Source organism: Tabrizicola sp. (genome assembly GCF_041919135.1).
GTDB lineage: Bacteria > Pseudomonadota > Alphaproteobacteria > Rhodobacterales > Rhodobacteraceae > Tabrizicola.
The window spans coordinates 59,486-80,378 of sequence record NZ_JAYRUJ010000010.1 but is presented as its reverse complement, the minus strand read 5'-3'; the positions used below and the strand labels follow the sequence as shown (position 1 = coordinate 80,378).

21 protein-coding genes are annotated in these 20,893 nt (G+C 67.7%); 9 read left to right on the top strand and 12 right to left on the bottom strand.

What is annotated here, in order from left to right; translation table 11 throughout:
- The first annotated feature begins 99 nt into the window (after positions 1 to 99).
- Positions 100 to 1,023 (top strand): EamA family transporter RarD, encoded by a 924-nt coding sequence (rarD, locus tag ACE3UA_RS09830; RefSeq protein ID WP_374644568.1) that lies wholly within the window; start codon positions 100 to 102, stop codon positions 1,021 to 1,023.
- Here the strand turns inward: rarD and ACE3UA_RS09825 are convergent.
- Positions 1,004 to 2,104 (bottom strand): anhydro-N-acetylmuramic acid kinase, encoded by a 1,101-nt coding sequence (locus ACE3UA_RS09825; protein ID WP_374644566.1) that lies wholly within the window; start codon positions 2,102 to 2,104, stop codon positions 1,004 to 1,006. The two genes, rarD and ACE3UA_RS09825, sit on opposite strands and share 20 nt — an antisense overlap.
- Before the next feature lie 55 nt (positions 2,105 to 2,159).
- Between ACE3UA_RS09825 and tyrS the strand changes: the two genes are divergently transcribed.
- Complete coding sequence (tyrS, locus tag ACE3UA_RS09820; RefSeq protein ID WP_374644564.1) at positions 2,160 to 3,410, top strand: tyrosine--tRNA ligase; 1,251 nt, start codon at positions 2,160 to 2,162, stop codon at positions 3,408 to 3,410.
- The gene (locus ACE3UA_RS09815) at positions 3,407 to 3,895 is read left to right on the top strand and encodes a hypothetical protein (protein ID WP_374644562.1); all 489 of its coding nucleotides are present in this window, start codon (positions 3,407 to 3,409) and stop codon (positions 3,893 to 3,895) included. Before tyrS ends, ACE3UA_RS09815 begins: the two co-directional genes overlap by 4 nt.
- A gap of 45 nt (positions 3,896 to 3,940) precedes the next feature.
- On the opposite strand, the gene ACE3UA_RS09810 is transcribed toward ACE3UA_RS09815, so the two are convergent.
- Positions 3,941 to 4,519, bottom strand: coding sequence for a peptidylprolyl isomerase (locus ACE3UA_RS09810; RefSeq protein WP_374644560.1), 579 nt, complete (start codon positions 4,517 to 4,519; stop codon positions 3,941 to 3,943).
- On the bottom strand, positions 4,509 to 5,021 hold the full coding sequence (locus ACE3UA_RS09805) for a peptidylprolyl isomerase (RefSeq protein ID WP_374644558.1): 513 nt from the start codon (positions 5,019 to 5,021) through the stop codon (positions 4,509 to 4,511). Before ACE3UA_RS09805 ends, ACE3UA_RS09810 begins: the two co-directional genes overlap by 11 nt.
- Before the next feature lie 140 nt (positions 5,022 to 5,161).
- Between ACE3UA_RS09805 and pgk the strand changes: the two genes are divergently transcribed.
- The 6 genes from pgk to ACE3UA_RS09775 all read left to right on the top strand — a co-directional run bounded on the left by pgk (position 5,162) and on the right by ACE3UA_RS09775 (position 11,578).
- Positions 5,162 to 6,352 carry a phosphoglycerate kinase gene (gene pgk, locus ACE3UA_RS09800; RefSeq protein ID WP_374644556.1) on the top strand — a complete coding sequence of 397 codons (1,191 nt, stop codon included), beginning with the start codon at positions 5,162 to 5,164 and terminating at the stop codon, positions 6,350 to 6,352.
- A gap of 50 nt (positions 6,353 to 6,402) precedes the next feature.
- Positions 6,403 to 7,287, top strand: coding sequence for a fructose bisphosphate aldolase (locus ACE3UA_RS09795; protein WP_374644554.1), 885 nt, complete (start codon positions 6,403 to 6,405; stop codon positions 7,285 to 7,287).
- Positions 7,288 to 7,399: 112 nt separating this feature from the next.
- Positions 7,400 to 7,717 (top strand): septum formation initiator family protein, encoded by a 318-nt coding sequence (locus ACE3UA_RS09790; protein WP_374644552.1) that lies wholly within the window; start codon positions 7,400 to 7,402, stop codon positions 7,715 to 7,717.
- A 140-nt stretch (positions 7,718 to 7,857) separates the two neighbouring features.
- Positions 7,858 to 8,844 carry a pyruvate dehydrogenase (acetyl-transferring) E1 component subunit alpha gene (pdhA, locus tag ACE3UA_RS09785; RefSeq protein ID WP_374644550.1) on the top strand — a complete coding sequence of 329 codons (987 nt, stop codon included), beginning with the start codon at positions 7,858 to 7,860 and terminating at the stop codon, positions 8,842 to 8,844.
- Positions 8,845 to 8,859: 15 nt separating this feature from the next.
- Positions 8,860 to 10,242: a pyruvate dehydrogenase complex E1 component subunit beta gene (locus ACE3UA_RS09780; RefSeq protein WP_374644548.1), complete on the top strand. Its 1,383-nt coding sequence runs from the start codon at positions 8,860 to 8,862 to the stop codon at positions 10,240 to 10,242.
- A gap of 10 nt (positions 10,243 to 10,252) precedes the next feature.
- The gene (locus ACE3UA_RS09775; RefSeq protein ID WP_374644546.1) at positions 10,253 to 11,578 is read left to right on the top strand and encodes a pyruvate dehydrogenase complex dihydrolipoamide acetyltransferase; all 1,326 of its coding nucleotides are present in this window, start codon (positions 10,253 to 10,255) and stop codon (positions 11,576 to 11,578) included.
- Between the two features lie 87 nt (positions 11,579 to 11,665).
- Here the strand turns inward: ACE3UA_RS09775 and ACE3UA_RS09770 are convergent, their stop codons facing one another.
- From ACE3UA_RS09770 to ACE3UA_RS09730, 9 genes are all read right to left on the bottom strand, one after another.
- A complete protein-coding gene (locus ACE3UA_RS09770; RefSeq protein WP_374644545.1) occupies positions 11,666 to 12,289 on the bottom strand; it encodes a CDP-alcohol phosphatidyltransferase family protein in 624 nt (207 codons plus the stop codon).
- Positions 12,286 to 13,230, bottom strand: coding sequence for a phosphatidate cytidylyltransferase (locus ACE3UA_RS09765; protein WP_374644543.1), 945 nt, complete (start codon positions 13,228 to 13,230; stop codon positions 12,286 to 12,288). The genes ACE3UA_RS09770 and ACE3UA_RS09765 overlap by 4 nt, the downstream gene beginning before the upstream one ends.
- Positions 13,227 to 13,805 (bottom strand): lysophospholipid acyltransferase family protein, encoded by a 579-nt coding sequence (locus ACE3UA_RS09760; RefSeq protein ID WP_374644541.1) that lies wholly within the window; start codon positions 13,803 to 13,805, stop codon positions 13,227 to 13,229. The genes ACE3UA_RS09765 and ACE3UA_RS09760 overlap by 4 nt, the downstream gene beginning before the upstream one ends.
- A gap of 75 nt (positions 13,806 to 13,880) precedes the next feature.
- Positions 13,881 to 14,687 (bottom strand): serine O-acetyltransferase, encoded by an 807-nt coding sequence (cysE, locus tag ACE3UA_RS09755; RefSeq protein ID WP_197645731.1) that lies wholly within the window; start codon positions 14,685 to 14,687, stop codon positions 13,881 to 13,883.
- A 75-nt stretch (positions 14,688 to 14,762) separates the two neighbouring features.
- Positions 14,763 to 15,047 (bottom strand): hypothetical protein, encoded by a 285-nt coding sequence (locus ACE3UA_RS09750; RefSeq protein ID WP_374644539.1) that lies wholly within the window; start codon positions 15,045 to 15,047, stop codon positions 14,763 to 14,765.
- Positions 15,044 to 18,934 carry a glycoside hydrolase TIM-barrel-like domain-containing protein gene (locus ACE3UA_RS09745; RefSeq protein ID WP_374644537.1) on the bottom strand — a complete coding sequence of 1,297 codons (3,891 nt, stop codon included), beginning with the start codon at positions 18,932 to 18,934 and terminating at the stop codon, positions 15,044 to 15,046. The genes ACE3UA_RS09750 and ACE3UA_RS09745 overlap by 4 nt, the downstream gene beginning before the upstream one ends.
- Entirely contained in the window at positions 18,934 to 19,371 is a 438-nt protein-coding gene (locus ACE3UA_RS09740) for a peptidase (RefSeq protein WP_374644535.1), read from the bottom strand. The genes ACE3UA_RS09745 and ACE3UA_RS09740 overlap by 1 nt, the downstream gene beginning before the upstream one ends.
- Positions 19,368 to 20,264: a DUF2163 domain-containing protein gene (locus tag ACE3UA_RS09735; protein ID WP_374644533.1), complete on the bottom strand. Its 897-nt coding sequence runs from the start codon at positions 20,262 to 20,264 to the stop codon at positions 19,368 to 19,370. The genes ACE3UA_RS09740 and ACE3UA_RS09735 overlap by 4 nt, the downstream gene beginning before the upstream one ends.
- On the bottom strand, positions 20,261 to 20,893 hold the full coding sequence (locus ACE3UA_RS09730) for a TIGR02217 family protein (protein ID WP_374644531.1): 633 nt from the start codon (positions 20,891 to 20,893) through the stop codon (positions 20,261 to 20,263). The genes ACE3UA_RS09735 and ACE3UA_RS09730 overlap by 4 nt, the downstream gene beginning before the upstream one ends.

Sequence of the window (20,893 nt, the reverse complement as noted above, 5' to 3'; positions counted from 1 at the left end):
ACAGGGGACTTGCGCGTCAGCGCCCGTTTCGATGCGACCGATTGTGCGGGGCACAAGATTGCCGTGGTCCCGGTCCGCGGCTTTCGCTAGGGGGAAGACATGAGCGATGCGACCCAACCACCCCCCGCGCCGCAAGGCGGGGACAGCCTGCCGGGCTTTCTCTTTGCGACATCGGCCTATGTGCTCTGGGGCTTCCTGCCGCTTTACATGAAGGCGCTGGCGCATGTCTCGCCGGTCGAGGTGATCGTGCACCGGGTGGTCTGGTCGCTGCCGGTGGCGCTGGCGCTTCTGTGGCTGCTGGGGCGGACGCGCGATCTGAAGGCCGCGCTGCGCAGCCCCCGGATGCTGGGGATGGCGGCGATGACGGCGGCGATCATCAGCGTCAACTGGGGGATCTACATCTGGGCGATCGGCGCGGGCCGGACGCTGGATGCGGCGCTGGGGTATTACATCAATCCGCTGTTCTCGATCTTCCTAGGGGCGGTCCTGCTGCGCGAGCGGATCGGGCGGCGGCAGGGCGTGGCCATCGCGCTGGCGGCGGTGGCGGTGGCGATCCTGACCTGGGAGGCAGGGCGGCTGCCGGTGGTGGCGCTGGGGCTGACGGTGACCTGGGGCTTCTATGCCTTCCTGAAGAAATGGCTGCCGATCGGGCCGAACCAGGGTTTCGCGCTGGAGGTGCTGATCCTGTTTCCGCCGGCCCTGGGCTGGATGCTGTGGCTTGGCGCCTCGGGTGGCGGGCATTTCCTGGCCGGGAGCCCGGGCGACAATGCGTTGCTGTTCGGTCTTGGCATCGTCACGGCGGGGCCGCTGATCCTTTATGCCAACGGGGCGAAGAAGCTGCGGCTGTCCACCATCGCGGTGCTGCAATATATCGCGCCGACGATGATCTTCCTGACGGCGGTCTTCGTCTTTCACGAGCCCTTCAGCACGGTGAAGGCCGTAGCCTTCGCGCTGATCTGGACGGCGCTGCTGATCTACACCCTGCCGATGCTCGTGGCGGGGGTCAGGGATCGGGCCGGCTGATCTGGCCGCCGCCGACCAGGGTCGGCGCGCCGGTGGTGCCGGGGGCCGAGGTCGCAAGCTTGCGCAGCACGCGCACGGCGAGGAAGGCGAAGGCCTGGGCCTCGAGCATGTCGCCGTTCAGGCCCACGGCCTCGACCGGCTCGATGGCGGCGGGGATGCGGCGGCGCAGTTCCGCCATCAGCACCGGATTGAGCCGCCCGCCCCCGGTGACCAGGATCCGCGAGACCGGGGCGGGGAAATGGATCTGCCCGGCCGCGACCGAGGCGGCGGCGACGGCGGTCAGGGTGGCGGCGGCGTCCGCGTCCGAGAGCATGTCCAGCCGGTCGACCAGCCCCGCGAAATCGTTGCGGTCGAGCGACTTCGGCGGCGGGGCGTCGAACCAGGGGTCGCGCAGGACCGAGGCGACGAAAGCCTCGTCCACCTCGCCGGTCGCGGCCAGCGCGCCGTCGTGGTCGTGGCTTTGCCCGAGGCGGGCGCGCATCAGGTCGTTCAGCGGCGCGTTGGCCGGGCCGGTGTCGAAGGCGAGAAGCGCGCCCTCCGCCTCGGGCCCCGGGGCGGAGGGGTCGATCCAGGTGAGATTGCCGACGCCGCCGAGGTTGAGGAAGGCCAGGGGCAAGGTCGCGCCGATGTGGCGGGCCAGAGCGAAGTGGAAGAAGGGGGCAAGCGGCGCCCCCTGCCCGCCCATGGCCACGTCGGATGTGCGGAAATCCCAGACGGTGGGCAGGTCCAGCACCTGCGCCAGCAAGGCACCGTTGCCGCATTGATGCGTGCCCCGCCCCTGCGGATCGTGGGCGAGGGTCTGGCCGTGGAAGCCCAGGACCTCGGCCCCGGTGAAGCGGGACAGAAGCTCGGCATGGGCGGTCTCGACCACTTCGGCGGCGGCGGCCACGGCGGGATCGCCCGGCCATCGGCCAAGGGCGGCGCGGATCACCTCCTGCTCCCCGGCGGTATAGGGACGGTAGGCCGAGGGGCCGAACGCCTCGATCGTGAGGCCGTCGGTCCTGACCATGGCAGCGTCCACCCCGTCGAGCGAGGTTCCCGACATGGCGCCGAGCGCCCAGAGTGCTCCGTCCTTCCGCATCTTCCCTTGGCACCCTCGCGACGATATACCGCGCACATCCTAGACCGAGGCGGCCATGCACTACCATCCGAAATCCGACTTCATGCGCGTGATGTTCGAGCGCGGCTTCGTGGCCGATTGCACGGATTATCAGGCGCTTGACGAGGCATTGGTCAAGGGCGTGGTGCCCGCCTACATCGGCTATGACGCCACGGCCGCAAGCCTGCATGTCGGGCATCTGATGAACATCATGGTGCTGCGCTGGCTGCAGAAGACCGGGCACAAGCCGATCACGCTGATGGGCGGGGGCACGACCAAGGTCGGCGATCCCAGCTTTCGCAGCGAGGAGCGGCCGCTGCTGACGCCCGAGGCCATCGACGCCAACATCGAGGGGCTGAAGCAGGTCTTCGCGCGCTACCTCTCCTATGGCGACGGGCCGACCGATGCCGTCATGCTGAACAATGCGGAATGGCTGGACCAGCTGAACTACCTGGATTTCCTGCGCGACATCGGGCGGCATTTCAGCGTCAACCGGATGCTGTCGTTTGAAAGCGTCAAGTCGCGGCTGGACCGGGAGCAGTCGCTGTCCTTCCTAGAATTCAACTACATGATCCTGCAGGCCTATGATTTCCTTGAAATCCATCGCCGCTACGGCTGTCTGTTGCAGATGGGCGGGTCGGATCAGTGGGGCAATATCGTCAACGGGATCGACCTTACCCGCCGGGTGATCGACGCCGAGATCTACGGGCTGACGACCCCGCTTCTGACCACCAGCGACGGGCGGAAGATGGGCAAGTCGGCCTCCGGCGCGGTCTGGCTGAACGGCGAGATGCTGAGCCCCTACGAGTTCTGGCAGTTCTGGCGCAACACGACGGATGCGGACGTGGGCCGGTTCCTGAAGATCTTCACCGAGCTGCCGGTTCAGGAATGCGACCGGCTGGGCGCGCTTGGCGGGTCGGAGATCAACCAGGCCAAGATCATGCTGGCGAACCTGGCGACGGGATTGCTGCACGGGGAGGCGGCGGCGGCGGCGGCCGAGACCACGGCGCGGGAAGTGTTCGAGAAGGGCGGGATCGGCGAGGACCTGCCCACCGTGGCGCTGGAGGCGAGCGAGCTGGCCGAGGGCGTGGGGATCGTGCAGCTTTTCGTGCGGGCGGGCCTCGCGGCCAGCGGCAAGGATGCCAAGCGGCTGATCGCGGAAGGCGGGGCGAAGGTGAACGACGAGATCGTCACCGATCCCGCTTTGCGCTTCGGGGCCAGCCATCTGGTCGAGCCGATGAAGCTGACCGCGGGCAAGAAGCGGCACGCGCTGGTGGTGCTGGCATGATCCGGCTGGCGGCCGGCCTGCTGGCCCTGTCGGGGTCGGCTGCCGCTGCCTGCCCGATGTCCCTGGCGATCTACACCGAGCCGCAGAGCGGATTCGAGCTGCGGTTCCGGGTTGCCCAGCCATGGGAGCAGATCGGCATGGTCGATCATGCGATGGAACTGGCGCTGACGGATGGGCGTGTCCTCTGGGGCCTGGTCGCGCAGAACATGGGCGTGAGCCGGCAAGAGGGCACGCTTTACGCAGGTTGCCCGCGGCATTCGCAGGACGGGCCGGTGCCGAACGAGGTGCTGGACGCCTGCCAGGCCTGGCAGGGTGTGGTCTATGCGCTGAAGGACGGACGGATCGCCCCGGTGCCCTATGCCGGGGAGGAGGCTCCGCCGTCGCTGGTGCTGGCGGACCTGGGGCGGCAGCTGCGCTATTCGGTGATGGAGGGCCCGGAGGTCGAGATCTGGGACCAGCTGGACCTGACCGCCTGCGCGGAATGAATCGGAGGTGCAGGGCGGGCCAGTATGGCCGCCCTGCGCTTGCGCTCAGGGCTGGACGGTGACCTTGGTCATCACGTCCGGCGCATCGGTCACCTCGCCGTTCTGGCCGGCGCCGCGCTTGATCGCGTCCACCACCTCCATCCCCGAGACGACATTGCCGACGATGGTATATTGGCCGTCAAGGAATTCGCCCGGGGCGAACATGATGAAGAACTGGCTGTTGGCCGAGTTCGGGTCCTGCGCCCGGGCCATGCCGACGACGCCGCGCTGGAAGCTGAGGTCATCGCTGAACTCGGCCGGGATGTCGGGCTTCGACGAGCCGCCCATGCCGGCCATCGAGAGGTCGCCCCCTGCCCTGCCGTTCGACACATCGCCGGTCTGGGCCATGAAGCCGTCGATCACGCGGTGGAAGACCACGTTGTCATAGGCGCCTTCGGTCGCCAGCGCGGTGATCTGCGCGACATGCTTCGGTGCGACATCCGGCAGAAGGTCGATGACCACGGTGCCGTTGGCCTGGCCCGCGACCTCGATCACCAGGTTCGGGCCGGGGCCGTCGGTGGCCTGCGCGCCGGCGCTGGTGGCGAGGGCCGCGAAGGCGGCGGCGAGGGCGAGCTTACGCGACATCGGCGGCCACCCGGACGGTGATCATGCGGTCGGGGTTCGCCGGCGGCTCGCCGCGGGTGATCTTGTCGACATGCTCCATCCCGCTGACCACCCGGCCGTAGACGGTGTACTGGCCATTCAGGAAGTGGTTGTCGCGGAAGTTGATGAAGAACTGGCTGTTGGCCGAGTTCGGGTTCTGCGACCGCGCCGCGCCCAGCGTGCCCCGGTCATGCGGCAGCCTGGAGAATTCCGCCGGCAGGTCGGGATATTGCGAGCCGCCCGTCCCGGAACGGCGCGGGTTGTAGTTCGGGCTTTCCATGTTGGCATTCTCGACATCGCCGGTCTGGGCCATGAAGCCGTCGATCACCCGGTGGAAGGCGACGTTGTCATAGGCCTTGTCGCGGGCGAGCTGCTTCATCCGCTCGGCATGTTTCGGCGCCACGTCGGCGAGCAGTTCGATCACCACTTCGCCGTCCTTCAGCGTCAGGATGATGGTGTTTTCGGGGTCCTTGATGTCGGCCATCGGAGTGCCTCTTGCGGTTTCGATCGGGCGTGACCGTAAAGGCGGCATCCGCCCAAGGGAAGGGCAAAGCGTCGGAAGCGGTTGACGGGAGCGTGATCCGGGGGCCAAAAGCGGAAAGGCTTTCAAGGATGGAGACGGCGATGCCCTGGAAAACTCTGGACGACATGGACCTGGCCGGCAAGGTGGTCCTGACGCGGGTGGACATCAACGTGCCGATGGAAGCCGGACGGGTCACGGACATGACCCGGATCGACAAGATCCGGCCGACGGTCGAGGACATCATCGCCAAGGGCGGCAAGCCGGTGCTGCTGGCGCATTTCGACCGGCCGAAGGGCAAGGTGGTGCCGGAGATGAGCCTTTCGCATGTGGTCGAGGCGCTGGCGGGTTCGCTGGGGCGCAAGGTGGTGTTCGGGGCGGATTGCGTCGGCGACAGGGCCGCGGCGGCGATCGCCGAGGCGGGTCCGGCGGACGTGGTGCTGCTGGAGAACACCCGCTTCCACCCGGGCGAGGAGAAGAACGATCCCGACCTGGCCCGCCAGATGGCGGCGCTGGGGCAGGTCTATGTGAACGATGCCTTCTCGGCCGCGCACCGGGCGCATGCCTCGACCGAGGGGCTGGCGCGGCAACTGCCCGCGGCGGCGGGGCGGCTGATGGAGGCGGAACTCAGGGCGCTGGAGGCGGCACTGGGATCGCCGGAGCGGCCGGTGGTGGCGGTGGTGGGCGGGGCCAAGGTCTCGACCAAGATCGAACTCTTGGCGAACCTGGTGACCAAGGTCGACCATCTGGTGATCGGCGGCGGGATGGCGAACACCTTCCTGGTGGCCGAGGGGATCGAGGTCGGCCGCTCGCTGGCGGAACGCGAGATGGCCGAGACCGCGCGGGAAATCCGGCTGCGGGCGCAACGGGCCGGGTGCCGGATCCACCTGCCGGTCGATGTTGTGGTGGCGCGCGAGTTCAAGGCGGGGGCCGAGAGCCAGACCGTCGGGGTGCACAAATGCCCGCCGGATGCGATGATCCTGGATGCGGGGCCGCAGACGGTGGCAGAGCTGGAGGCCGTGTTCGCGGGCGCGAAGACGCTGATCTGGAACGGGCCGCTGGGCGCCTTCGAGATCCCGCCCTTCGATGCCGCGACCAATGCGGCGGCGCAGGCGGCGGCGCGGCTGACCAAGGCGGGAAGCCTGGTGTCCGTCGCCGGCGGCGGCGATACCGTGGCGGCGCTGAACGCGGCCGGGGCGGCGGCGGATTTCACCTTCATCTCCACCGCGGGAGGGGCCTTCCTGGAATGGATGGAAGGCAAGGAATTGCCGGGCGTGAAGGCGCTGATGGCTTGAGCGGCGAGGCCCCTCGGGCTATGCCGGGGGCCAAGGATCGGGAGACGGACATGACCAACGCGAAGATGACCGAGCAGGTGAAGAACGGGCGGGGCTTCATCGCCGCGCTGGACCAGTCGGGCGGCTCGACCCCCAAGGCGCTGCGGCTCTACGGGGTGGCCGAGACGGAATATTCCGGCGAGGAACAGATGTTCGACCTGATCCATGCGATGCGGGCGCGGATCATCCAGTCCCCGGCCTTTACCGGCGACAGGGTGGTGGGGGCGATCCTGTTCGAGCAGACCATGGACCGCAAGGTCGACGGCGTGCCGACCGCGACCTATCTGTGGGAAAAGCGCGGGGTGGTGCCGTTCCTGAAGATCGACAAGGGACTGGAGGCCGAGGCCGATGGCGTCCAGCTGATGAAGCCGATGCCGGGGCTGGACGCGCTGCTGGCGCGGGCGGTCAAGGCGGGGATCTACGGGACCAAGGAACGCTCGGTGATCAATGCGGCGAACCGCAAGGGGATCGCGGCCATCGTGGCGCAGCAGTTCGACGTGGGCCGGCAGGTGGCGGCGCATGGGCTGATGCCGATCCTGGAGCCGGAGGTGACGATCTCGATCGCCGACAAGGCCGAGGCGGAGGCGATCCTGCAGGAAGAGATCCTGAAGGCGCTGGACGGATATGAGGGGCAGCTGATGCTGAAGCTGAGTCTGCCGACGGTGCCGGACTTCTACCTGCCGCTGGTCAAGCATCCGAAGGTGCTGAAGGTGGTGGCGCTGTCGGGCGGCTACAGTCGCGACGAGGCGAACCGGATCCTGGCGCAGAACCACGGGATCATCGCCAGCTTCAGCCGCGCCCTGTCGGAAGGGCTGTCGGCGAAACAGACGGATGCCGAGTTCGACGCGGTGCTGAAGGGTGCCATCGACAGCATCCACGCGGCCTCGATCACCTGACGGGGCCGGCCAAACCTCTGGCCGGCGTGCATTTTCAGGATTCACAAGCCCGCGCGGCTGTGACATGATTCGCGGAACGGCCCCCGGCTGAACGAGGGGCTTCGAGGCGGGCATGGCTGTAGTGCAATACAATCGGAGTCTGGGCGGGCGGGGCCTGGGCGGGGCGATCTATCTGGTCCTGGCCTTTGCCCTGGGGATCTATTTCACCTTTGCCGCCGTGCAGGGCGATTACGGCATGTTCGCCCGCGTCGCCATCAAGGCCGAGGCCGCCGCCCTCTCCGAGGAGCGCGACCGGCTGGCGGCTGAACTGGCCGAAATGCAGAACCTGACGCACCGGCTTTCGGACGATTACCTCGACCTTGACCTTCTGGACCAGCAGACCCGCGACGTCCTGGGCTACATGCGCGCGGACGAGATCGCGATCCGCTGATACCCCCGGCAGCTTTTCGCCAGACGCAGGGCCGCATTCCGGCAACGCATGACGCATGGGAAATTTGCATTGGCCCTTTTTTCGCCGATGCTGTATGGATGGTTTAACGCTAAACCATTCTGACCCCTGGGAGGAGCCTGATGGCGAAGAAACCGGACGCGAGGCCGAATGTCTCGAAGGACGAGTTGCTGAAGTTCTACCGTGAAATGCTGCTGATCCGGCGCTTCGAGGAAAAGGCGGGCCAGTTGTACGGCATGGGCCTGATCGGGGGTTTTTGCCACCTGTATATCGGGCAGGAAGCGGTGGTCGTCGGGCTGGAGGCGGCCTCGAAGGAAGGCGACAAGCGGATCACCAGCTACCGCGACCACGGGCATATGCTGGCCTGCGGGATGGACGCCAAGGGCGTGATGGCGGAACTGACCGGACGCATCGGCGGCTATTCCAAGGGCAAGGGCGGCTCGATGCACATGTTCTCGAAAGAGAAACATTTCTACGGCGGGCACGGGATTGTCGGCGCGCAGGTGCCTCTGGGGGCGGGTCTCGCCTTTGCCGACAAGTATCTGGGCAACGACAACGTGACCTTCACCTATTTCGGCGACGGCGCGGCGAACCAGGGCCAGGTCTACGAGACCTACAACATGGCGGAACTCTGGGAACTGCCGGTGATCTTCGTGATCGAGAACAACCAGTATGCGATGGGCACCAGCATGAAGCGGTCGACAAAATCGACGACGCTGTTCGGCCGCGGCCTGGCCTACGGCATTCCGGGCGAGCAGGTCGACGGCATGGACGTGCTGGCGGTGAAGGCCGCGGGCGAGAAGGCGGTGGCACACTGCCGGGCGGGCAAGGGGCCGTATATCCTGGAGATGATGACCTATCGCTATCGCGGGCATTCGATGTCGGACCCGGCGAAATACCGGACGCGCGAGGAGGTCGAGAAGATCAAGACCGAGAAGGACTGCATCGAGCATGTCCGCGATTTGCTGACGCAGGGGGGCCTCGCCTCGGACGAGGAGTTGAAGGCGATCGACAAGGAGATCAAGGCCATCGTCAACGAAAGCGCCGAGTTCGCCAAGGACAGCCCGGAGCCGCCGAATGCGGAACTCTGGACCGATATCTACGCCTGAGGGGAGGAGAAACCTATGGCAACTCAAGTGCTTATGCCCGCGCTTTCTCCGACCATGGAGGAGGGCACGCTGGCCAAATGGCTGGTGAAGGAAGGCGATGCGGTCAAGTCCGGCCAGATCATCGCCGAGATCGAGACCGACAAGGCCACGATGGAGTTCGAGGCGGTCGACGAGGGTGTGGTGGGCCGCATCCTGGTGGCCGAGGGCACGGGCGGCGTGAAGGTGAACACGCCGATTGCCGTGCTGGTGGATGAGGGCGAGAGCGTGACCGACGCCCCTGCCCCGGCGGCGGTGGCTGTTGCCGCGGCGGTGGCCGAGGTTCCGGCGACGGTGGCCGCGGCCCCGGTGGCGCCCTCGCCTACCCCGGCCCCGGCCGAGGTGCGCGGCTGGCCGCATACCGACCTGCCGGTCGGCCCGACCAAGACGATGACGGTGCGCGAGGCCCTGCGCGAGGCGATGGCCGAGGAGATGCGCGCCGATCCGAGCGTCTTCCTGATGGGGGAAGAGGTCGGCGAGTATCAGGGGGCCTACAAGATCTCGCAAGGGCTTCTGGACGAGTTCGGGGCCAAGCGGGTGGTCGATACGCCGATCACCGAGATGGGCTTTGCCGGGATCGCGACGGGCGCGAGCTGGGGCGGGCTGAAGCCGATCGTCGAGTTCATGACTTTCAACTTCGCCATGCAGGCCATCGACCATATCATCAACTCGGCCGCGAAGACGCTGTACATGTCGGGGGGCCAGATGGGCTCGCCCATGGTGTTCCGCGGGCCGAACGGGGCGGCGGCGCGGGTGGGCGCGCAGCATTCCCAGGACTATGCGGCCTGGTATGCGGCGATCCCCGGCCTGCGGGTCTGCATGCCCTATACGGCGGCGGATGCGAAGGGGCTGCTGAAGAGCGCGATCCGTGATCCGAACCCGGTCGTGTTCCTGGAGAACGAGATCATGTACGGGCGGTCCTTCGAGGTGCCGACGGATGGGGATTTCACCATTCCGTTCGGCAAGGCCAGCATCCTGCGGCCGGGGACGGATGTGACGGTGGTCAGTTTCGGGATCGGCTGTTCGCACGCCATGGCGGCGGCCGAGGAACTGGCCAAGGAGGGGATCAGCGCCGAGGTGATCAACCTGCGGACGCTGCGGCCCATCGACTATGACACGGTGCTGGCCTCGGTGATGAAGACCAACCGCTGCGTGACGGTGGAGGAAGGCTTCCCGGTGGGGTCGATCGGCGACCACCTTGCCAGCACGATCATGCAGCGGGCCTTCGACTATCTGGATGCTCCGGTCGTGACCTGCACGGGCAAGGACGTGCCGATGCCCTATGCCGCGAACCTGGAGAAGTTCGCGCTGATCACCCCGGCGGAGGTCGTCACCGCCGTCAAATCCGTCTGCTACAGGTAGAGGTGAAGCCATGGCTACCGAAATTCTGATGCCCGCTTTGTCTCCGACGATGGAGGAGGGCACGCTGGCGAAATGGCTGGTCAAGGAAGGCCAGGCGGTGAAGTCCGGCATGGTGATCGCCGAGATCGAGACCGACAAGGCGACGATGGAGTTCGAGGCGGTCGACGAGGGGGTCGTGGGCAAGATCCTGATCGCCGAGGGGACCGCCGGGGTGAAGGTGAACACGCCCATCGCGGTGCTGCTGGACGAGGGCGAGGATGCGTCCTCGGTTGCGGCGCCCAAGGCGGCGGCTCCGGTGGCGGCGGCGGAGAGTCGGGCTGAAGCCCGACCTACGGAAGCGGCGCCGGTTGCTCCGGCAGTCGCGGAACCTGCGCCGGTTTCCGGTGGTGCGCGGGTGTTCGCCTCGCCCCTGGCGCGGCGGATCGCCAAGGAGAAGGGGCTGGACCTGGGGGCTGTGAAGGGCTCGGGGCCGCATGGGCGGATCGTTCGGGCGGATGTGGAGAGGGCTCAGCCGGGGGCGGTGAAGCCTGCTGCGGCCCCGGTGGCTGCGGAGGCCCCGAAGGCGGCCCCTGCCCCGGCGGCGGCTTCTGCGGCGATGCCGACAGGGCTGGCGACCGAGGTGGTGCTGAAGATGTATGCCGACCGGCAATACGAGGAAGTGCCGCTGGACGGGATGCGTCGGACGATTGCTGCCCGGCTGACCGAGGCCAAGCAGACCATCCCGCATTTCTACCTGCGCCGCGAGGTGCGGCTGGACGCGCTGATGGCGTTCCGCGAGCAGCTGAACAAGCAGCTTGAGGGGCGCGGGGTGAAGCTGTCGGTGAACGACTTCATCATCAAGGCCTGCGCCATGGCCCTGCAGGCGGTGCCGAATGCCAATGCCGTCTGGGCGGGCGACCGGATGCTGCGGCTGAAGCCGTCCGACGTGGCGGTGGCGGTGGCGGTGGAAGGTGGCCTGTTCACCCCGGTCCTGCGCGATGCCGACAAGAAATCGCTGAGCGCGCTGTCGGCGGAGATGAAGGACCTGGCGGGGCGGGCGAAGTCGAAGAAGCTGGCGCCGCATGAGTATCAGGGCGGGTCCTTCGCGATCTCGAACCTGGGGATGATGGGGATCGAGAACTTCGACGCGGTGATCAACCCGCCGCATGGCTCGATCCTGGCGGTGGGGGCCGGGGTCAAGAAGCCGGTGGTCATGGCGGATGGGACGATCGGGGTGGCGACGGTGATGTCGATGACGCTGTCGGTGGACCACCGGGTGATCGACGGGGCCCTGGGGGCAGAGTTCCTGAAGGCGGTGATCGAGGCGCTGGAGAACCCGATGGTGATGCTGGCGTGATGCCGAGGACGGGGGGCTTCGCGCCCCCCGCACCCCCCGCGGGATATTTGCACCAGTGTGAAATTGGGGGGCTTCGGTCCCCCTTTTCTATCGGGACTTCAGTTTGTCGATCAGGGTCCAGGACCGGCGGATCACGGTGGCGGCTGTGCCAAGGGCGATGATCCAGAGCGTGACGATCAGGGTCCAGTCGGTCGCGTAGAAGGCGGCGAGGACGGTGCCTGCGGTGAGGACGGCCATGCGCTGCGGCTTGGCGAGGGGGCCGGAGAAGTCGGGCGGGAAGCCCTCGGCGCGGCCAAGTTCGCGGATATAGGCGGTGACGATGGCGAGCGCGGCGGCGAGGAGACCTAGGGCGGGCTGGTGGGCGGCGAGACCGGCGCCGGCGAAGAAGAGGAGGTCGGAGACGCGGTCGGGCGCCTCATTCCAGAACGGGCCGTCCTTGGTGCCTTTACCGCCCTCGATGGCGACCATGCCGTCGATCAGGTTGCAGACGAGGCGGGCTTGCACGGTGGCGGCGGCGAGGATCAGGCAGAGGAACTGGACGACGCCGGGGCCGTGGGTCGAGAGCGCGTAGAGGCCGAAGCCGAGGACGGCGAAGCCCATCGAGGCCTGGCTGATCTGGTTCGGGGTGAGGCCCTTTTGCACCGCCCAGGAGGCGAGCCGCGCGGCCCAGGCGGAGTTGCGCGAGGTGAGGGGGCGGCGGTTGTCGCTCATGTGGTGGACCAGAGCCAGCGGGTGATGTGGAAAAAGATCGGGGCGGCGAAGATCACGCTATCCAGCCGGTCGAGGAAGCCGCCGTGCCCGGCGATCAGGTGGCCCCAGTCCTTGATCCCCCGGTCGCGCTTGATCGCCGACATGACGAGGCCGCCGAAGAAGCCCATCAGCGTGATCAGAAGGCACATGCCCGCCGCCTGGAGCGGCGAAAACGGCGTCATCCACCAGAGCGCCGTTCCGACGGCGCTGGCGGAGAGGGTGCCGCCGATCAGCCCCTCCCAGGTCTTCGAGGGCGAGAGGTTCGGGGCGACCTTGGTGCGGCCGACGAGCTTGCCCCAGACGTATTGCATGACGTCCGAGAGCTGCACGACGAAGATCAGATAGGCGATGAGGATGACGTTCCGACCCTCGAACCCCGGGATCTGGAGATAGAGGAGCGCGGGGACATGGCTCACGCAATAGACGCAGATCATCAGCGCCCATTGCGTTTCGGAGACGCGGACGAGGAAATCCCGGGTTGACCCATGCAGGGCCGAGACGACGGGCAGGAGGAGGAAGGCATAGACCGGGATGAAGACCGAATACATGCCATACCAGTCGGTCAGGACGAAGTAGTACTGCAGCGGAAGCACGAGGAAGAAGCAGCCGAGGAGCGACCAGTGATCCGCGCGGTCGTAGCGGGTCAGCGTCAGGAACTCGCGCAGGGCGGCGAAGGAGGCCAGCGCGAACAGGAGGACGACGCCGGGCTTGCCGACCAGGAAGGCGAGGCCCAGCAGAAACACCATGACCCACCAGGCGTTGATCCGGGCGTTCAGGTTCTCGATCACCGGATTGTCACCGCGGGGCGACAGGCGGCGGCGGAGCATCTCGCCCAAGGCGGAGGCCAGGACCAGGATGGCGGCGACGCCGGAGAGGAGCCAAAGAAGATGCGGCGAGGTCATGGCCGATCCGGAGGCTGCAGGGATCGCAGCGCCTGCGCGGCGCGGATGAGGAAGACCTCCTTGCCCTCGCCCTCGGTCAGGCGGAGGGGCGCGCCGAAGGTCAGGGTGCAGATCAGCGGCACGGGGATGACCTCGCCCTTGGGCATGACCTTGTTGAGATTGGCGATCCAGACTGGGACAAGGTCCACCCCGGGGCGCGCCTTCGCAAGGTGGTAAAGCCCGGACTTGAACGGCAACAGCACCTCGTCCGAGCTGTTGCGCTTGCCTTCGGGGAAGAGGATCAGCGAGGCCCCCTGATCCAGCGCCGCGACCATCTGTGCGACGGGATCCTCGGTCCGCGCCTCGGGGCGGCGGTCGATCAGGACGGCATTGAAGACCTCGCGGCCGATGAAGGCGCGGAGTGGCGAGGCGAGCCAGTAGTCCAGCGCCGCGACGGGCCGGGTCCGGCGGCGCAGCGGCGCCGGCAGGACGGTCCAGAGGAGGACGAAATCGCCGTTCGAGGAATGGTTGGCGTAATAGACGCGCTGGACGGGTATCGGCTCGATCCCCTGCCAGATCGCGCGCGGTGCGGTCATGAACCGGGCAAAAAGGGAGATGGCCTGGCCGGTGACCCTTGCGGCAACGGAACGCAGGACGTCTTTCAACCCTGGTCACTCACCCTGCAGGATCTGGTCCATGGTGAGCGCCGGCTGCGCGCAGCCCGCCTTGCCCACGACCCGCGCGGGCACCCCCGCAACGGTGGAGTTCGGGGGAACGTCCTGCAGCACCACCGAACCGGCCGCGATGCGTGAGCATCGGCCGACCGAGATGTTGCCCAGAACCTTGGCCCCCGCCCCGATCAGGACGCCGTTGCCGATCTTGGGATGGCGATCACCGTCCTCCTTGCCGGTCCCGCCGAGGGTGACCGAATGCAGCATCGAGACATTGTCGCCGACGACCGCTGTCTCGCCGATGACGATGGAATGGGCGTGGTCGATCATGATGCCCTTGCCGATCCGTGCGGCGGGGTGGATGTCGACGCCGAACATCTCGGACACGCGCATCTGGACGAAATAGGCCATGTCGGTCCGGCCGGTCTGCCAGAGCCAATGGCCGATGCGGTAGGCCTGCACGGCCTGATAGCCCTTGAAGAAAAGCAGCGGCTGCATGAAGCGGTGGCAGGCCGGATCGCGCTCATATACCGCCATGAGGTCGGAACGTGCGGCCGCTCCGATCTCGGGGTCGGTCTCATAGGCCTGATCCGCGATCTCGCGCAGGATCTGCTCGCTCATCTCGCCCGAGGCGAGTTTCAGCGAGAAGCGGTAGGCCAGCGCCTTCTCGAGCGTCGAGTGATGCAAAAGGCCGGAATGGATCAGCCCGCCAAGCAGGGGCTCGTTGCGGATGGCTTCGACCGCCTCTTCCCCGACACGCCGCCAGACGGGATCGATTGCGGTCACCTTTGATCTGGTCTCGAGCATGCGACCTCTCCTTGATCCGCCCTTTCTAACACAATCGGTCAGAGAGAGACGACTGGCAAAATGGGGATCGCGGCATCAGGTTTCCAGATGCCGGACGAGCGCAGCACAGGCCAGTTGCAGCGCCCGAAGGAACTGGGGATCGCAAAAGCTCTCGGAAGGCGGGAAAAGCCGCAGACAGCGCGCCGCGATGGAGCCGTCGCCAAGCTGGGGATGCGGACGTCCGTGGCGGTCGAGATACTCGGCAGCAATCTGCGTTTCCGCAAGTATTCCGGCGGCAAGTCCGGGCCGGTCCTGTTCTGGCGCGGGCACCAGGACCCGCGCCAGCAGACAAAGCTCGCCAGTCGTGACGGGACGGATCATGCGACCTCCACAGACCGGAACGGCCCCGGCCCGAACTGCCGCGACAACAGGGCCACGGCGATCCGGTAGGCGCCGCCGACCCCATCCTGGAGCCGCTGCGCGGTGGTATAGGCAAAACCAGGCGCCTGGGTGCCGTAGTCCGCGACGACCGCATCCCCCTGAATGATCCGCACCAGATAGGCTTCCTCCTCCTCGCCCAGCGGCACCTCCGCCGATTGCCAGCTGTCGCCGTCGATCCGGGTCCGGCGCTTCCAGCTTGCCACCAGCGTCCCTGCCGCATCCGTGGCGGCCCGCAGATGCGCGACCGGATATGGCCGCAGCCCGATGCCGTCGAAGGCCTCGATCCGCATCACGACATTGGCATCGTCATAGCCCCGGGCGGTCGAGCCGATCCGGTAGTGGCGGGCCAGGCCTCGGGCCGAAAGCGGCAGCTCGATCTGCGACAGCGCAAGGTCGACCAGCACCACCGTGCTGCCGACAGGCCATTCCGGCGGCATCACCCCATCGGTCCCGGCCTGGCCGCGCAGTCGCAGCGAGAGATCATAGGTGTCGGGCGCGACCAACTGTGCTTCGGCAAACTGGAAGACTTCCCAATTGCCCGCCGACCCGTCGCCGATCGCCATGACGTTCGTCCCGTTCAGCACCGCCTCCCTGCTGGCGGAAGCAAGCTCACCCGTCGAAAGCCGCACCCGCAGCGGTTCTCCCCGGTCCCAAAGCCCGACCGGAGCCGCCCGCAGGACAGTTTCGGTGAAGCCGACCACCGCCGGCGCCGCCACCAGCCGGTTCAGCTCGTATCCGGCATCCGCGACCGCCGACCAGACCGCCACCGAGCCCGGCCAGGGATCCGAGGTCACGGCGACATGCGGCGCGTGCGGCACCTCGCCCCCCGTCAGCAGCGGCAGGTCCAGGAAGACCGGCAGCACCGGGACCGGCGCCACGAAATCCCGGATGACCATGGTGTCGTCGCCCGTTGCGGGCCTGTAGATTCCCGGCTCGATCCGGACCGCCTCGATCAGCTGCGCCTCCGATTGCTCGATCCGGTCGATCCGGTAGCGCAAGCCCCGGTATTCGATCACATCTCCCGCCCCGACGCCCAGCCGCGACTTCGGCAGGGCGAAGCGCGCGGCATCACGCGCCACCCGCGCCTCCGAGAGCCAGCGGTCCACGGTCGCCTGGCCTTCGGGCCGAGTCAGCGCCAGCGGCATTTCGGTCTGGGACACGCCCCGCGCGACCTCGTCCGGGAACCGGGCCTCGGCCGAACGGGTTTCATAGCTCGACTGCGCGTCGACAAAGCCGATGCGGACCTGCCCCGAAACCTCGACTTCGGCGGCGCGGGTCGTCTCGAAACTGCCGTTCATGTCGGGCAGCAGGACCAGATCATCGTCATCGACCCGCCCATCCGCCTGCCCCGTCCGGTTGCGGAAGGCAAGCCTGCCGTCGCGCTCGATCACGTCAAAGCCGAAGGTCAGCATCAGCGGTTGCAGCGCCGCCCGCGCGCTGGTCACCTCGGCCTGCTGATACCCGCGCACCACGCCGAAAAGACCAGAGGTATCCACCTCCGCCAGGCCCGAGCCTTCGCAGATCTCGGCCACCACCTGGGCCAGCGGCTGGTTCGTCGCCCGGCCGTTCAGCCAGTGCCCCCGACCATAATTGCCGCCATCGCCCCAGACCTCGACCTGGCCCGGAAACTCGGGGAAGGGGCGTGCATCCCAGGCCCAGGCATGGGCACGGTCGAAATCGACCATCGGCCCATCATAAAGCATGGACCGCGGGTTGTTCGCCGGGTCGGTCCAGTAGGCCCGCATCGCCAGCAGATACTGCATCTGCATCAGGTCGTCGCGGCGGCCGCTCGACCAGACCGGCAGGCCGGATTCGGAGGAGGCCGGATCCAGAAAGCGGTTGGGCTGGTTGGTCCCCTTGTCGATCGCCGCGCAGCCGTATTCGGTAAAGCGGATCGGCTTCGATCCCGGAACCCAGGCCGTCGGGGTCGCGCTGCGGACGCCCGCCACGCGATCATGGTGCAGGTTGGACCACCAGGACCGCAGGTCCTTGACGCGAAACACCCAATCCTCGCCGAACGCGCCATCGGTGATCGGCAACCGCTGCTGCGCCGCAGCGCCTTCGGCGCTGTCGTAATACCAGTCGAACCCCTCGCCGCCCGCGATGTTGGCCTTCAGATAGTCCAGGTCATGCACCGCCCCCCAAGGCGCATCCGCATGGTCCTCGCCCTCCCGCCAGTCCGAGATCGGCATGTAGTTGTCGATGCCGATGAAATCGATCTCGGGGTCGGCCCATAGCGGATCGAGGTGAAAATACACGTTCCCGTCGACATGCAGGCCGAAATACTCCGACCAGTCGGCCGCATAGCTGATCCGGGTCTCGGGCCCCAGGATCAGGCGCACGTCCCGGGCCAGCTGCCGGAATGCCTCGACCGCCGGAAAACTGTCGCCCGCGCCGCGGATCTGGGTCAGCGACCGCATCTCCGAGCCGATGCAGAACGCCTCTACCCCGCCCGCCGCTGCGCAAAGATGGGCGTAATGCAGGATGAACCGTCGATACCCCCAGTCCTGCGGACCGGAATAGGAAACCGTCTCGCCCTGCACCGAGAAATGGCCGGCCTCGGCCGCGCCGAAGAAGGCCGCGACTTCCGCGGCCGCCGCAGCCGAGCGATCCGGGCTGCCCTCGCGTCCGGGGGCGACGGACAGCGTGACCCGCCCGCGCCAGGGCAGCCTCGGCTGGCCCATGGCCCCGGTCCAGGGATCTGGCAATGTGTTACCCTCGATCTGGTCCATCAGCAGGAAGGGGTAGAACATCACCTCCTTCCCCGCCGTTTTCATCGCTCGGATCGCCTCGATCACCGAGGCATCCGCCGGGCTGCCGCCATAGACCGATTTGCCCTCGACCTTCGGCACCTCCTCGGCCCCGGCGCGGGTGATGCCCCCTGCCCGCCACGCCATCGGAACGCCCTCGCGCAGCTTCTGCTCGACCTTCGGCCGCACCGCACAAGAGCCGCAGCGCAGGTCGCTGCCGAACCACGACACCACCAGCGAGACGGAGCCCGCCATCGGCAGCTCGCTGTCCAGCTGCTCAAGGCTTGTCGCGAAATCCGTCATCCCCGAGGGCGAGTGCACATTCGCCGAACGATTGCGCCCCGGCGCCTCGGCATAATGCACCGGCGTCGTCGCCAGCCCGTATTCGCCGGTCCCCGGGATCAGCGCCACCGCGCGAACCGCCGTGTCCAGCGTCGCCCCCTGTGCCACCGCCGGCCCCTGGGCAGCGCGAACGACCTCGAAGTTGAACTGCGGCACCCTGTTGCCATAGGGTGTTAGATCCAGTTCCTCGATCACCACATAGGCCAGGCCGCGATAGGCCGGCGCGCGGCCCGCCCCCTCGACCGCCTCGATCAGCGCATCGGGCAACTGCGTCTCGCTGCCGGGATAGACCCGCAGGTTCAGGTCGCTGGCCGAGATCTCGTTGCCATCCGCCCAGATCCGCCCGACCCGCAGGATCTCGCCCTCGCACAGCGCAATCGCCAGGCTGACCGAGTAGCTGTATTCGTTGACCTTCGGCTTCGGCGCCCCCTTGCCCGAGCGTCGGCGCTGGACCGACTCCTTGAACTCGGTCGCCCAGATCACCTGCCCGGCCAGCCGCATCCGGCCCCAGACCTGCCCGATCGCCGCCCCCTCGCCCGCGCCGGTCAGTCGCAGCCGGTCGATGCGGCCCACATCCACAGGGTCGGACCCCGCACCCAGAAGGCGCTGGTCGATCGCCCGGCCCAGCGTCGCGCCGATGGCCCGGCCGATGACCGCCCCCGAAAGGCCCAGCACCGTGCCGCCGAAACCCGCGCCGACGGCTGCACCGGCGGCCGAGAGAAGTAGAGTTGCCATCAATCGGCTCCTTCAGGAAAAGCGAACCGGGCGGCGATCCTGCGCCGCCAGGGCTGCGACAGCGGGCTTTCGACGACGCCCTGCCCGCTGTAGGAATGGATGAACCGGGCCTCCGCGCCGATTTGGGACTGGATTCCCAGATGCTTGGCGATGCCACCGCTCCGCATGCGGAACAGAAGCACATCGCCCGGCGCTTCCGGGACCAGCGGCCGCTCGACCAGCCAGCGCCGCGCGGCCTCCAGCAGGACCTCGCGGTGATCCGGTTCGGCCCAGTCCTCGGTATAGGGCGGCACCGCCTCGGGCTCCGTGCCATGGATGCTGCGCCACAGCCCGCGCAACAGCCCCAGGCAATCTGTCCCGGCCCCCTTGACGCTGGCCTGGTGCAGATAGGGCGTGCCGATCCAGCGCCGCGCCTCGGCCACGACAAGGCAGGTCACCGACCACCCCCCGAGACCCTGCGCCCGCCTGAATTGGGCCGCCCGGAAACCGGATAGGATGCCAGCCAATCCTCGCCGGGGATATGCGGAAAGCCCCTGAAATTCAGGAAGTTGGCGAACTTTTCCCGGCAGGTCTCGACCGCCTTGTCGCAGCCCGCGACCAGCCGCAGCTGATCGCCCGCCACGACGTCGGCCCCGATCGACTGCCACAACTCGATCCGCCGCCCCCCGCCCTCCAGCCTGTCGCTTTTCACCAGCCCCACCAGTCCCGCAGCCGCGCCCGAGGTCACCTCGAACCGGCCATGCGTGAACCAGCCATCGTCGAAGCCTGCGAAACCGGCAAAGCGGAACACCCGCCCGTCCTCGACCTCCTCCGCCGCCCTGACCGCGAAATATCCCGGCTGACCGGCCTGGAACCGGCAGCGGTCATCGCCCAGCACGGCCGAGCAGCGCGGCATATAGGCCTGTCCCTGCGGCTGGTTCAGCACCTCGGTCAGCCCGCGCAATTCGGCCCGGAAACTGCCGCCCGCCCGCTCGATCTCGCCCAGCGAGCCGCGGAACTGTTCGACATGGTCCTCGGGCGCGGCCCAGTTGACCAGGAAGGCCCGCACCTCCGCCCCGTCGAACCGTCCCGCCAGGATATCCGCCTCGGTGATCGCCGCCGCACTCAGCGCGCCCATCGCCTCGGAGTTGTCCACCGAAAGCCCCGTCGTCTGCTGCAGGGCCCGCGCCGTCATGCCGGTGTCGGCCCGGCAGGTCACGCCCCGGAGCATCAGGTCGCGGTCATGGTCGGTGAAGCCCAGCACCGCCCCGTCCCGCCGCGTCACCATCCAGGCCCGGCAGACAGTCGTCGCGCCGCTGGCCAGATGCGCGTAAAGCCCCCCGGAACTCATAGCCGGATCTCCACCACCGGGACCGTCGGCACATCGCCCGCCTGAAACGAGGCGACCGAGGTCCGGATCGCATCCGTATCGAACCTGACCGGCACGTCGAACTCGAACCCCGCCGTGATCCGCACCCCCAGATCCGGCGGCACCGCAAAGGTGATTTCGCCGGTCTCGACATCGACGTCGAACTCGATACCCTCGACCTTCGGATCGCCCGCCAGCGCCACGACCACCGTGCCCGCTACCGGCTTCAGGATCGGCCGGGCATAGCTCTGCAGACCCGAGACATAGGTCTTCTGCAACCGGAACACCGCCGTCTCCCCGTCGCCGATGCCGACCAGCTGGTCCTCCGGTCCCGGAGTGGCCGAGGGCGCACCGGACCGGAAATCCGACCAGTCCTTCCAGCGGAACCCGTGCAGCTGCCCCGCCCGCGCCTCGAAAAAGGCGATCAGCACCGCCACATCGTCCAGCGAGCGCAGGCCCACCCCGGCGTCATAGCGCCGGCGCGAATGTGCCCAGGGGGTGTTCCGCTCCTCGAACCCGTTCGCCAGCGTGACGATCTCGGTCCGCCGCTCGGGCCCCCCGACCGAGCCGAAGCTCAGGTTCGCGGGGAAACGTATCTCGTGAAATGCCAT

Coding starts and splice junctions, on each gene's coding strand:
- rarD (WP_374644568.1), top strand. CDS start 100: ATGAGCGATGCGACCCAACCACCCCCCGCGCCGCAAGGCGGGGACAGC.
- ACE3UA_RS09825 (WP_374644566.1), bottom strand. CDS start 2,104: ATGCGGAAGGACGGAGCACTCTGGGCGCTCGGCGCCATGTCGGGAACC.
- tyrS (WP_374644564.1), top strand. CDS start 2,160: ATGCACTACCATCCGAAATCCGACTTCATGCGCGTGATGTTCGAGCGC.
- ACE3UA_RS09815 (WP_374644562.1), top strand. CDS start 3,407: ATGATCCGGCTGGCGGCCGGCCTGCTGGCCCTGTCGGGGTCGGCTGCC.
- ACE3UA_RS09810 (WP_374644560.1), bottom strand. CDS start 4,519: ATGTCGCGTAAGCTCGCCCTCGCCGCCGCCTTCGCGGCCCTCGCCACC.
- ACE3UA_RS09805 (WP_374644558.1), bottom strand. CDS start 5,021: ATGGCCGACATCAAGGACCCCGAAAACACCATCATCCTGACGCTGAAG.
- pgk (WP_374644556.1), top strand. CDS start 5,162: ATGCCCTGGAAAACTCTGGACGACATGGACCTGGCCGGCAAGGTGGTC.
- ACE3UA_RS09795 (WP_374644554.1), top strand. CDS start 6,403: ATGACCAACGCGAAGATGACCGAGCAGGTGAAGAACGGGCGGGGCTTC.
- ACE3UA_RS09790 (WP_374644552.1), top strand. CDS start 7,400: ATGGCTGTAGTGCAATACAATCGGAGTCTGGGCGGGCGGGGCCTGGGC.
- pdhA (WP_374644550.1), top strand. CDS start 7,858: ATGGCGAAGAAACCGGACGCGAGGCCGAATGTCTCGAAGGACGAGTTG.
- ACE3UA_RS09780 (WP_374644548.1), top strand. CDS start 8,860: ATGGCAACTCAAGTGCTTATGCCCGCGCTTTCTCCGACCATGGAGGAG.
- ACE3UA_RS09775 (WP_374644546.1), top strand. CDS start 10,253: ATGGCTACCGAAATTCTGATGCCCGCTTTGTCTCCGACGATGGAGGAG.
- ACE3UA_RS09770 (WP_374644545.1), bottom strand. CDS start 12,289: ATGAGCGACAACCGCCGCCCCCTCACCTCGCGCAACTCCGCCTGGGCC.
- ACE3UA_RS09765 (WP_374644543.1), bottom strand. CDS start 13,230: ATGACCTCGCCGCATCTTCTTTGGCTCCTCTCCGGCGTCGCCGCCATC.
- ACE3UA_RS09760 (WP_374644541.1), bottom strand. CDS start 13,805: ATGACCGCACCGCGCGCGATCTGGCAGGGGATCGAGCCGATACCCGTC.
- cysE (WP_197645731.1), bottom strand. CDS start 14,687: ATGCTCGAGACCAGATCAAAGGTGACCGCAATCGATCCCGTCTGGCGG.
- ACE3UA_RS09750 (WP_374644539.1), bottom strand. CDS start 15,047: ATGATCCGTCCCGTCACGACTGGCGAGCTTTGTCTGCTGGCGCGGGTC.
- ACE3UA_RS09745 (WP_374644537.1), bottom strand. CDS start 18,934: ATGGCAACTCTACTTCTCTCGGCCGCCGGTGCAGCCGTCGGCGCGGGT.
- ACE3UA_RS09735 (WP_374644533.1), bottom strand. CDS start 20,264: ATGAGTTCCGGGGGGCTTTACGCGCATCTGGCCAGCGGCGCGACGACT.
- ACE3UA_RS09730 (WP_374644531.1), bottom strand. CDS start 20,893: ATGGCATTTCACGAGATACGTTTCCCCGCGAACCTGAGCTTCGGCTCG.